Annotated in this window: 9 protein-coding genes; 5 read left to right on the plus strand and 4 right to left on the minus strand. The window is 42.6% G+C overall.

Annotated elements, in window-relative coordinates; genetic code table 11:
- Nucleotides 1-3: 3 nt before the first annotated feature.
- The 4 genes from tssK to EI164_RS10660 all read right to left on the minus strand — a co-directional run bounded on the left by tssK (nucleotide 4) and on the right by EI164_RS10660 (nucleotide 3,050).
- Nucleotides 4-396: a type VI secretion system baseplate subunit TssK gene (gene tssK, locus EI164_RS10645; RefSeq protein ID WP_192519942.1), complete on the minus strand. Its 393-nt coding sequence runs from the start codon at nucleotides 394-396 to the stop codon at nucleotides 4-6.
- A gap of 9 nt (nucleotides 397-405) precedes the next feature.
- Complete coding sequence (locus EI164_RS10650) at nucleotides 406-1,050, minus strand: hypothetical protein (protein WP_192519943.1); 645 nt, start codon at nucleotides 1,048-1,050, stop codon at nucleotides 406-408.
- A 43-nt stretch (nucleotides 1,051-1,093) separates the two neighbouring features.
- Nucleotides 1,094-2,011, minus strand: a complete 918-nt coding sequence (locus EI164_RS10655) for a M15 family metallopeptidase (RefSeq protein ID WP_225739230.1) — start codon at nucleotides 2,009-2,011, stop codon at nucleotides 1,094-1,096.
- 286 nt (nucleotides 2,012-2,297) lie between these two features.
- A complete protein-coding gene (locus tag EI164_RS10660; protein WP_192519944.1) occupies nucleotides 2,298-3,050 on the minus strand; it encodes an IS5 family transposase in 753 nt (250 codons plus the stop codon).
- A gap of 388 nt (nucleotides 3,051-3,438) precedes the next feature.
- Here EI164_RS10660 and EI164_RS10665 point away from each other — a divergent pair, with 388 nt between their 5' ends.
- The 5 genes from EI164_RS10665 to EI164_RS10685 form a co-directional block, all read left to right on the plus strand.
- On the plus strand, nucleotides 3,439-5,181 hold the full coding sequence (locus EI164_RS10665) for a hypothetical protein (RefSeq protein ID WP_192519945.1): 1,743 nt from the start codon (nucleotides 3,439-3,441) through the stop codon (nucleotides 5,179-5,181).
- A 124-nt stretch (nucleotides 5,182-5,305) separates the two neighbouring features.
- Nucleotides 5,306-9,358 (plus strand): type VI secretion system membrane subunit TssM, encoded by a 4,053-nt coding sequence (tssM, locus tag EI164_RS10670; RefSeq protein ID WP_192519946.1) that lies wholly within the window; start codon nucleotides 5,306-5,308, stop codon nucleotides 9,356-9,358.
- Nucleotides 9,355-10,335, plus strand: coding sequence for a type VI secretion system-associated protein TagF (tagF, locus tag EI164_RS10675; protein ID WP_192519947.1), 981 nt, complete (start codon nucleotides 9,355-9,357; stop codon nucleotides 10,333-10,335). The genes tssM and tagF overlap by 4 nt, the downstream gene beginning before the upstream one ends.
- Nucleotides 10,336-10,438: 103 nt before the next feature.
- The gene (locus EI164_RS10680; RefSeq protein WP_192519948.1) at nucleotides 10,439-11,263 is read left to right on the plus strand and encodes an OmpA family protein; all 825 of its coding nucleotides are present in this window, start codon (nucleotides 10,439-10,441) and stop codon (nucleotides 11,261-11,263) included.
- Nucleotides 11,264-11,426: 163 nt separating this feature from the next.
- A partial coding sequence (locus EI164_RS10685; protein ID WP_192519949.1) for a contractile injection system protein, VgrG/Pvc8 family occupies nucleotides 11,427-12,190 on the plus strand: 764 nt, incomplete at its 3' end.

Genomic DNA, 12,190 nt, shown 5'->3' on the forward strand with positions numbered 1-12,190 from the left:
TGACTATCTCTGCGAGCAGTTACGCTCGCCTAGACTGATTGTTGCGTAAGTCCTATGTATATTACTGCCGCCACTATGAACTATCTCTAAACTCAAAAATACAAATACATCATCGCCATTGTCTTGAGTATCCAACGTGATAGCTTTTGGCAATGCATCAGTACGGGGCGCTTGATATATCGTTCCGTCTGGTAATACAGCATAAATACTTTGGAAGCTTAATAAATTGCTTTCCAAAAGCTGTTTATCAATTTGAACATCAGACACGCCGTACGCATATGGATGTGCCAACATCATACTCAATGCCCGCTGCGAGTTATGATAAGTGTCTTGAATTTGAAAATGCTGAGGGCGTAGAAACAGTCCCTCGCCCCATAATACTCTGTGTTTACTCAAGACAATCTCCTACGAACAGCTGGTCAATGGCTGCTGATAATATTTTAGTTTGGTCGTAAATTCGGGTGCTTTGTCTGGGCTGATGCCTTCCGTAATATTTACATCGCATGCGCCAATATTAAGCGTGAGTGGTGTGTCAAAGTTGATACTGGTAATTGGAATGAGAAACTGCGAGCGTTTTTTGGTGTATCTCAGCCCTACTTTCACCGCAATAAAACGGGCATCTTGCGGAATATTTAAGCTCAGATTACTGTCACGATTAGGAATGACACTAATCTCTTTCGCAGCTAGCGTTTCAACTTCAGTAAATTGGCTGTCTTCTTCTAAAAATGCTATATAAGCAGTACTCGCTGTACCTTGTGTTGCACGACCAGCATTGGCACTGGCCGATGCTTTAATACTTACTGGAATCGTCTGATGTTTTAAATGTTTTTGCAATGCCTCTAGCTGTTGTTGCTGCTCCTCTAGCTGGCCTTTGAGCTCCTGCAAGTCATCATCATTACTGATAAGACCTTTTATCTTGTCAGTAATACCAGACTCACCTGCTAGCTCAGAGGCGTTGTCATTTGAGCTACTAAATCTATCAGTGCTACATCCAGTTAGCGTGCCACTTAGCAATAGGCCTGTAACAATCAATGATATCGGCAGTGTCATACATCTGTTCATATTTTCAATTTACCTTGAAGTATTATTGTCATTATTGACTGGTCAAAATCTCTGCCATTTCTGGGTGGCCGAGCACCCCTTTTTTACGTAGTTCAACATGACCAAGATCCATCATGCGCCAGTCACCACCCCACACAAGTCCAGCAGACTTCGCTACTTTACCATATAATTTATAACCTCGCATCGCCCAAGGATCCTTTTCAGTAATGACAATCTTACCATTCCTAATAAAAGCACTGTCACCTGCCAAACCAAACTGATGATAGCTCTTGTATGATCCCGCTTTTGTCACGTGAGAACCTTTTTTAAGCAGCCTTGCCTGTCTTTCAGGGCTGCGATAACCTTCTAAAAGCACCATCTCATAGCCATATTGATCACTCATCACCTTATACACAGTCAACAGCCGTTGAACAAACTCTGAGTTCATTTTTTTCCAATTACGGTCAGCGTTCTTAATATTGATATCACCATTACTAAGATGTGACGCTAATATATCGCCTGAATAACCAGTGCTCTTATCTTGGACTTTTAAATCAGACAAATCAGGCTCAGGTAGCATTAGTGGTCTGTCAGTCTGAGGTAGGTTCGTCTGACTATCTGGCCAATAGCCATCATCCGCTGTGCTCGCTTGATAACTTGCAATTTCAGCATCTAGTTCAGCAAATAGTTCTTCAGGTGGCGTTGGTGGCGGACGCAAACGTTCTCCGATTAATAACTGGCTGATTTGATTGCTTGGGGTGCTGAGTGTCGTATCTTTCGCATGATATACCTCAAGAGAATAGTTGGTAATTAAGGCATAGCACAGCCCAGCAGTTGCCATAACAATCACTAACGACAGTGCTGATATGACTGGAATCCGAGAAATATCTATCCTTTTAATTTTGCTTTTTAATTGTTGTATATGAGCGCGCAACGGCTTTGATTGGGTCTTTAATGCTGAAGTGCGCATTGATGTCGACTTGGATTTAGCACTAAATAATTTCTGAAAAATTATCGTAATATTATTTAACAGTCGCGTGTACAGCTGCCTATCAAATAGCATGACAAGCACAACGACAGAAATAAATGTAAAGACAGACACAAGCACGTAAATCATAAGTACACAGCAATGATCGTTAAAATGATAAATTAAAGACAAACAGGCGTTGATAAATTATATTTCGCAAGTATTATATAGACAAATCGTATCTGTTTAAAAGAAAGCTGACTTAATTATACTAGGGCGTGTTGAACATTCAAAGTTTCAACCAAAGATAGGCACAAGCGAGAGCCACCGTATTCTCATAACTTTGCTTGAGCTTATCAAATCTAGTGGCAACCGCCCTGTAGTTTTTCAACTTAGCAAAAGCATTTTCTACTAAGTGTCGAGCCTTGTACAAGTGCCAGTCCATATGGTTATTGGTGGACTTAGTGTTCTGTTTTCGAGGAATATTATTGAAGCAACCCGCTTGTTCAATATGCGCTCGCAGCGGATCAGAATCATAGCCCTTATCGGCACATAGCATATCTGTACCACTTAAATTAATCTTATCAATTAAGTCTGGAGCGACCTTTACATCGTGAGTCGTGCCATCTGATAGGATAAAAGTAATAGGGTTGCCATGGGCATCAACTGCTAAATGAATCTTGGTGGCGCGTCCTGCCACACTTTTACTAATGGCTTGTTCCACCTCATTGCCACCATTACTGTGCTGATGTGCTTTAATATGCGTGCCATCGATAAATACCCATTCACAGTCTGAGTCTTTAATTAATAAAGCAAACAGTGCAATCAATTTATTGCTACGAAACCAGCGCTGATAAGCCTTGTAGACGGTATTAGGCTTACCAAAATAAGGTGGCAAATCACGCCAAGGACAGCCAACACGCATACGATATAATACGCCTTCGACTGTTTGTCTAAGATTCCCTTTGTCATAGATATTAAGTTCTAGTAATATAGGTCTTAGTCTTGTCCAGTGTTGATCTTTGAGCATTGTACGAGGCATAGCAAACGATGTCTTTTTTGTGTGAGAACTTAAAGACTAACCGTTTGCTATTTTTTTGCCATCGTTTTATTCCCAATGTTCAACACGCCCTAATAAAAAAAATTAATCACATTAAACTCCTCTAATGTCTCTTTATACTGCTCGCATACTATCTGCATTTCCTGCTATTTGCTGCATATCATTGCTATAACTGATTATTATAGCGTCATCTCATTCGATAAAGACTTTGTAACTGTGCCATGCTCTTATAATCTAGCTGTGGGTAAGTGAAATAAAGTCGTCAAATATAGTAGAAAGAAGTCTATTAATACCATAAAATACTGCCTAGTAAGTTTGGCTATCTAATAGCAACGACAATCATAACTCAACAAATCAGGAGTTTGTATCAGTGGGCGCAAAAAAAATACTGTCTTATGGACGCCGGGCTTTGGTGATATTTCTGGTGCTATATCTCATCGTAGTCTGGATGTACTTTGAAGACAATGCGCGACAGCTTACTTCATCTGGATTAATACTGTGGTTCGTGGCCATCCCATTACTATTCATTGGCACCATCGTTGCTCTATTGTGGTGGCAAAAGAAGCTGGACAAACGAGCCAGTGATAAAGCTGAAAGCTTAGGAGAGACGTCAGACAAAAAAGAAAATGTCAAACTGCCTGATATCCACCAATTATTTATATTTAGCCGCGTTTGCTTACCTGAAGGAAATAGCTGGTCTGATGTTATTGACAATGACCAAGACCTAACTGTATTAAGTGAAGATCTGACAAATTTTGATGGTATGCCGATGTTGGTTAAACCCATCAAAGAACTTACCGATGCTGCTTCACTACCCTATAGCTATCGATCCAATGATCATGTAGAAGATACAGATTTTGATAACAGTCTAGATAACAACCGTTTAGATAACCATGTCAATCAGGAAAGGTTTGAGGAGAGTGATGCACGTACAGAACGTATAGCCACACTAGATGATACTACTTTGCGTTTATGCTCATTAATTCATGAGCAAATTGCATTGAGTGATGAGCTATTATCTGTCCTCGCAGAACACTTCTATCAACACCATCAGCAAGACAATGCGCAGTCTAACTCAGCTATCAATATTCATCCCGAATGGCAGCAGCATTACTTAGTGAGTGCCGAGCAAGAGAGTGATGACGACTCAATGTCAACTGCGTCTAATAGCTACTTGTCCAAGCTACCTATCTATCTATGTCTGCCTGCTAGTGCTGACTCCGCGCCTCTTATCACGGCAATAAAAGAGCAATTAGCGACTTACGGCATTTCTGACATACTGCTTTCTTTCACAGTGATTGTAGCTGATGATAACGAATCAGCAGATAGCGTAACAAGTGAGCACATAGATGATATAGCCACTCACGATCCTGCTGGATTCATTAATAAACACCTTGTATCGTTATCGCAGTCAGCGATTCCTGATCTTTGCCTATTGCTCATTGTAGACTCACAAATGAGTGATGATTGGCTCGATACGCACCTACACTCACAGCAAACATCTAATATCGTTCCCACTGAGGCTGGTGCATTGCTAGTATTTTTTAATAAAGCGGCTCAAGATTTACTCAATATTGAAACCAGCACCAGCGTTTTATTGACAGAGGTGCATACACCTGATGCTAAACATCACGATAGCCATACTACTGAACGCATGAATAATAGACGTGGTTACCTAAACCACTTAACAACTATTAAAAACTTACTGATAGATAACGAGCTGTCATTAGTACCGACTAATACTGCATCGCCAAAAACGCTAAACAAACCCACAACAAAGCCAGACGACACCGAAACCAAGACTAATGTTGCACCATTAGATACTAGTATTACAGCTATATCAGACATTAATCCATCAACACAACCTTATGATATGTCGGTATATATGAGCTTTGTTGAGGCGTTTATCACAAAAGGCGCTCTAGTAAATGAATACCATTTAGGGCATTATATGCCATTCAATAACTGGTTAAAGTCATTTATTAGCCTATCGTTGTTTGTTGACTTAGCAGAAAAAGACCAACAAGAGTCAGACAGCCTGTTTTTGATTACTCAACATAAGCATTGCTCTATACTGTGGTTAGCAGATGACTCTCAGAAGTCAGAACCATAGTTGTTAGTGACACAGTTCTTAGCGACATGGCTTTTAACGACATCGCTTTGATGGCATCATTTTGATGAACAGTATCGTTGTAGACACTCATTTTATTATCTTAAGATTACACTAGGTAGCACGCATGTTTTCAAGGTTTTTTCATCTTATCTATAACCCAAGAGTGCTAGTAGCTTTGGGCATCATAGTCGCCTTAGTCTTATTATATGACTATGTCCCCATCAAAACCTTTTACATTATTATTGGCATCTTAATCACCTGTACTGTGCTAGGTTTTGTCGCTTATCATCTATGGAAAAAGCGTAAAAAATCGTCAGAGGATTTGGCAGATTTGGTAGAAGACAATGCCAATGATGGCGAAGATAGCGCTAATAAAGCAAAAGATGAAAACACCGAAGAGGTGCAAGCCTTACGTGAGCAAATGCAAGATGCGATTAAAACCATTCGTAAATCCAAAATTGGCGATCAAACAGGTAAAGCGGCATTGTATGAGCTGCCATGGTATATGGTCATTGGTAATCCAGCAGCAGGAAAAAGCTCAGCGGTACTACACTCCGGCTTAAAATTCCCATTTATGGATCAGACTAATAAACTGTCTGTAAAAGGGGTTGGCGGTACACGGAACTGCGATTGGTTTTTTTCGACCGAAGGAATTTTGCTTGATACAGCTGGACGCTATTCTGTATATGAAGAAGATCGCTCAGAATGGCTGTCATTTTTAAGTTTACTCAAAAAGAACCGACCTAAAGCACCTATTAATGGCATTATCATCGCCGTTAGTATCGCTGAGCTGACCAAAAATGATCCCAACTATGCATTAGATTTGGCCAAAAACTTACGCAGCCGTGTCCAAGATTTAACTGAACAACTAGAAGTCTATGCGCCTGTTTATGTAGTCTTTACCAAGATGGATTTGGTTTCAGGCTTCCGTGATTTCTTTAATGACTATGAACAAGAAGAGCGCGATCAAGTCTGGGGTGCGACCATTCCCTACCCGGAAGATCCTGATAATATAAATATCACCGATGTTTTTGAAGATCATTTTGGTATATTGGTCAATGGTCTAAAAGATTTGAGCACAACCAAATTATCTTTGCGTCATCAGCGGACCGTGTCTCCCAGTCTTATGACTTTCCCTATGGAGTTTCAGTCGTTACGTCCAATGATACGAACGCTGATGCATGCTTTGTTTGAAGACAACCCTTTCCAGTTTAAGCCAATCCTGCGCGGATTTTACTTTACCAGCGCCTTACAGGATGGGCAAGTTAGCAGCCAAATGACGCTACAAATGGTACAAAACTATGACTTGCGTCCACCTGCCATACCACTTAATGCGCAGCAGGAAGCTGCAGACAAGCCTTATTTTCTGCAAGATTTATTTTCAAAAGTCATCTTAAAAGATAAGCATCTTGTCAAACAGCATAAAAACCGTAATAAACGTGGTCATCGTGCGATTGTGACCCTAGCTGCTGTGGTTGCATTGTGTGTGGCAGCAGGTCTATGGACATGGTCATATACTAATAACAAGCAACTCTCTGAACGTGTCGTGGCTGACTTACAACAAGTCGCCGAGCTACAGAAAAGCGCTAATGGTGATCTACAGTCGCAGCTTGAGTCGCTTGATATCTTACAAAGCCGAATAGAACAACTCGAAGGCTACGAAGAAGACAAACCCTTGTCTCTAAGCTTTGGTCTGTATCAGGGTGATAAGCTTAAGCAAAAGCTATTGGCTGAGTACTATAACGGTATTGGCATCATTGTGTTGGCACCTACCAAACAAAATATTGAGCAATTTTTGACAGAGGTGAATTCAAATGCAGCACAGCTAGAAGTGCGCACAGAAGAAGCTTCTGACGATACGGCTGAGGAAGCAGCGACCAATGACGCTTATATTCAATCCGATCCTACAGATGTTGAAGATGCCTATAATGCCCTAAAAGCCTATCTCATGCTGAGTAGTCATGAACATCTCGAAACCAGTCATTTAAGCGATCAGATGACGCGTTTTTGGCGTAATTGGCTTGAATCTAATCGTGCCGATATGCCACGTGATAAAATGATTCGCCAAGCCGAGCGTATCTTGAGCTTCACACTGGCTCATGTCGATGACCCTGCTTTTCCACTTATTCAAAACGACTTGGGACTGGTAGACAATACACGCAATACCCTGTCAAAAGTTAGTAAGGGTCAACCTGCTCGTGATCGGGTCTACTCTGAAATAAAAATGCGCGCCTCTGCCCGCTTTCCATCCGTAACAGTCGCTCAAATCACTCAAGATACTGCCAATGAAGCCTTACTCGGTAGCTACGTTATTTCAGGCACTTTTACCAGACAAGCATGGGACTCTTTCGTCAGTGATGAGATCGATAAAGCAGCTACTACTAGAGTGGTAGCAGATGATTGGGTACTAGCAACCAGTAGCCAAAACGATCTTACATTGACAGGCAGTCCTGAACAAATAAGACAATACTTGGTCAACCGCTATAAACAAGAATATATCAGCGAATGGAAGCGGTTTTTATCACAAGTATATATTCGTGATAGCAAAGGTTTCGATGATCATGCGGTGCTATTAAGTCAGCTATCTAATGCGGCAGATTCACCATTAAAAACACTGTTTGTAACGGTTGATCGTCAGACTCAATGGGACAACAAAGCGTCTACTCCAGCTGCTGCAAATGGTGGTGAATCTAGACGCTCATTTGTCAATTGGTTCAAGCAAACCATATTGAGACAGAGCCCGGCCGAACTACGACAGGCAGAAGCAGCTCTAGGCAACAGTGGTGGTAGTGACGCCGCAACTCCTGCAGCACCATCGGGTGTGATTGCTCAAGAGTTCTCATCCATACATGCACTGGTAGTCTCCAGAGAGGACAATCAAGACTTGTCTTTATTAGACAATTACTTAGCAAGTCTAGGTGACGTTAGAACACGCTTCAATAATATTGCGCGTAGTGATGACATCGGTCCTGATGCGTTATTGTTTGCTTCACAGACGCTAAGTCCTGATGGCTCAGAGCTGACCAAGTCGCTACAAATTTTGGATGAACAGATACTCAGCCAAGCCAATTCTGAAATCAAAAAACTCGTCCGCCCATTATTGAGTGAGCCACTCACACGCTCCTTCAATATGCTACTGACACCAACTAAGGCTGAAATTAACAAGGTATGGAAAGCACAAGTAGGTAAGCCTTTCCTCGATAATTTAGAGAAAAAATACCCGTTCACTGCCAATGCCAACTTAGAGGCAACACCTGCAGAGATTGGTCAGTTCTTTGGTGAAGATGGCTATGTGGCACGATTCGTTAATGAAACCCTGTCACCCTTTATCATTCGTCGCGGTGATCAGATATCAAGTAAGATTTGGAATGGTGCGGGTCTGGGCCTGAACCCACAGTTTGTCGCTGATTTTGGTCGTTATTTCACCAACTATACTGGTAACAGTAGCGCTGGCCCTGCTGGTGGTACTAATGCTAACGGTGCGGCTAACCAAACCACATTCCAGATTATGCCATTACCAGTTAGTGGCTTGACTGAATATACGATTGTGGTCGACGGTCAGCAGCTTCGCTATCGTATGGGCACCCAAGCTTGGACCACATTTGTATGGCCCAACCCAAGTAGCCAGCCTGGTGCTAGTATCCGGGCCAAAGATTATGACGGTAGAGACTTTACTGTGTTTGAAGAAGCGGGTAGCTTTGGGGTAGAAAGAATGATCAATAGTGCTCGCCGCACTGAACTTGGCGATGACATCTTTGAGATGGCTTGGTCAGGTGATGGCATTACTATTCCAGTACGCTTTAGACTGATTAGTGGCAGTGGTGGTGGCACTACCCCTCAAGGCCGTGCAAGCAATCCATTTACTGGTATGAAGCTACCTGATGAAGTAATCGCTCTTGGTGTTACACGTTCGGCAATGCCGGTCTCTGACAGTAATTCAGCTAACGGTAATGAAGCTAACAGCGGTACATCAACTGGGCGCCCAGTAAACAGCCCGACTGCGCCACGCAGTGAAGACAATGGTACAACGGAGCCAACACCAGCACCAAATGCGTTGAACTTGACGCCCACGACTGACGACAGTGACAGTGACAGTGACAGTGACCAAACTGACACGCCTACTACCACAACGGATAGCAATACAACCACAACTGACACACAGGAGCCAACGCCGTGACTCCTGAATCGTTACCTTTAGTATATTTTGGCAAACTGCCTGCCCGTGGCGATTTTGTACGGGCACGCACACACATTCCTGAAAGCAATGCCATTGATGAGTGGGTCAGCAAAGCTTTAGTCAGCTCAGAAACACTATTTAGCGACAGATTGGTAGATAGGACGACAACCAACAAAACAGCTTTTTTAAACTTTAGTCACGTGAATACCACATCCAATGAGATTATCACCGGTGTGCTTATTCCTAGTCACGATAGCAGTTATCGTAACTATCCGATTATAGGTTTTGGCGTCCAGTATGTTGACAAGCCAAAAAGCTGGATGAATTATTTACCAATTAAGTCTGCTACCATTTGGGACGATACACAGGAAATCCTCAGCATAGCTAAGTCTAAAACTGACAATGCTGAGTTGATGGACTACCTCAACCACAGCCAGATTAGAATCAATAATAATGCCAGTACTCACTATTACGACTTTATCAATACCTCTACTTTGCAAGATATCGCCATATTGATGAACATCGATAAATCACAATTGATACAGCAAATCATCGCCACTGGCTTGTTGTTTTTGCCTACTTTTGCCAAAGGCTTTCAAGGTCTTAATAAAGTCATCTGTTGGTCACTCACTTCTGATAGAGAGAACTCCATACATATGGCAACTTTTTGGCATGATTTGATCAGTGGGTTTTATCAACCACATCAACTCTATCTGAATACTTATCTCTACCGTGTTTCTAATTGCTATCGCCTACTATTGAGCTTCACAAAACCTGATGGGCATATACTGAGTCAAATATCAGAGAGCGAAGACAGCTATCCCGAAGATTGGGTGGTTATCTCTCATAGTGACTGGACGCAAGGTTATATCGATGAGGATATCGGACTGACTCGCTTCAATAAAGTCTTGTTACAAGACAACCTCTACCTGTATGATACTAGGCAATTGTTTAAGAAGACGTTTTTGGCACAATAATCGTGCATCAAAAAGATGATATTACGATAGGCGGTCATCGCTATATATCAGACACCTATATTTGATAATTGCTCAATACTATTAAGATTAAAAAGGCACTTGAATGAAGGTCCTCTCTAACATACTAAACTCCAAGCTAACGGGTCACTCAAAAAAATTGCTGTTAGCGGCTGCTATAACACTACCCATCAGTGCGGCTGTCGTTGCAGCGCAGAATAATGGTCTAACACCAAACGTACCTGTCGTCATCAAAGGTGTGGTTGCGACTAGCTCAGACAAGCAGCAGCTTATAGAGAAGCTAAAGGCGCAATATCCCGATAAAACCATCCGAGATGAGATCGAAGTACGGTCGAATATCAGTATACCGACCAACTGGCAACAGATAGCCACAGCCATTATCGATAGTGACATCTCTAATATTAGTCAGGGCCGTATCGATATTCATGGTACAACCATTAGCTTACATGGCAAAGTAAGTAGCTTGGAACAAAAACAAGCAATCCAAAATCGTATTTCTACACGCCTAACCGACCTCTATCAGTTAGATAACCAGCTGGTCATCGTAGAAGGTGAACAGCGCCTCATCGATGAGACTCTTGGCAACCGTATTGTCGAGTTTGAATCTGGTAGCGCTAATCTCACGCCTATGGGGCTTGGTATTTTAGATGATATGGCAGGCGTGTTGCAGCGGGTCGGTGATAAACCGGTCACCATCACTGGGCATACAGATAATGTCGGTAACCCTACTGCCAACTTAGCCCTATCCAACGATCGTGCTGAAGCCGTCAAGCAGTATCTTATCGGTCGAAACATCGATGCTGCTCGGCTTAGTACGACAGGTAAAGGTGACACAGATCCTATCGCTAGTAACGATAATGAAGAAGGGCGGACTCGTAACCGCCGTATCGAATTCACCCTCGAGGAATAACATTGTCGTTGAATAACATTGTCGTTGAATAACACTGTCGTCAAATAACAATATCGTCGAATGATGTTGCCACACGTAATGATAATGGCAGACAAACACTTATGTTTTGATGCCAACGCTCAAAAAAACATAATGCCGTTGCACAAAGAATAGGAACACTACCATGCTTCGCTTGACCAACACCGTGCTGCCCATGCACCCTGATAGGCTATATGCTAGTGAAGGCAGCACTCAAGCCCTCTATCCAAGTGCGCAGCAAGACATCAGTGCTCATCAAGCGTGGCAAAACAAGCTGATGCAGGCGTCTTATGAAGACGATATCATTGCCCAATTAAACCCAAACGGAAATCAACAACATCAGCAGCATGGTATCGATACTTATGTATTGCAAGTCTATATTCATGAGCGTCACCATCCGCCCTTTACACCGCTCACTGACTTAATCGGTAGCACACTTACCTTAAGCTTTGATACCCCAAGCGGCCTACATTACCGTCATTTATACCTAACGGCCATACATCAATTGGATCACGATGGCAGCTATGGCTATTATCGTCTGCTCGCACAACCACTTACCTATCGCTTGCATCAGCATCCACGCTGTCATATAGACACTGACCTATCGGTACAATCAATGGTGGCAGAACGCACAGCTACTCTAGAGATAGAGACCGTCGATGATAGCAATAGTGAAGACGCCAGCTGGACACCTGCACGCATGACCCAGTGGCAAATCAGTGACTGGACACATATCTGTGAGCGGCTTGCACGTCAAGGACTGACCGCCTATCTGCGTCATGAGCAAACGGATGAACATACACCGCCGAAGCTCATTATCACCACAGCGAGTCCAAGTGATAGCGAGGGCATCAGCGCAAACATTGGTGCGCTACGCTATCAGCAAGTATTACACGACCGCGTACATGC

This window comes from Psychrobacter sp. FME13 (assembly GCF_014861395.1).
Classification (GTDB): domain Bacteria; phylum Pseudomonadota; class Gammaproteobacteria; order Pseudomonadales; family Moraxellaceae; genus Psychrobacter.

Coding starts and splice junctions, on each gene's coding strand:
- EI164_RS10650 (WP_192519943.1), bottom strand. CDS start 1,050: ATGACACTGCCGATATCATTGATTGTTACAGGCCTATTGCTAAGTGGC.
- EI164_RS10655 (WP_225739230.1), bottom strand. CDS start 2,011: ATGCGCACTTCAGCATTAAAGACCCAATCAAAGCCGTTGCGCGCTCAT.
- EI164_RS10660 (WP_192519944.1), bottom strand. CDS start 3,050: ATGCCTCGTACAATGCTCAAAGATCAACACTGGACAAGACTAAGACCT.
- tssM (WP_192519946.1), top strand. CDS start 5,306: ATGTTTTCAAGGTTTTTTCATCTTATCTATAACCCAAGAGTGCTAGTA.
- EI164_RS10680 (WP_192519948.1), top strand. CDS start 10,439: ATGAAGGTCCTCTCTAACATACTAAACTCCAAGCTAACGGGTCACTCA.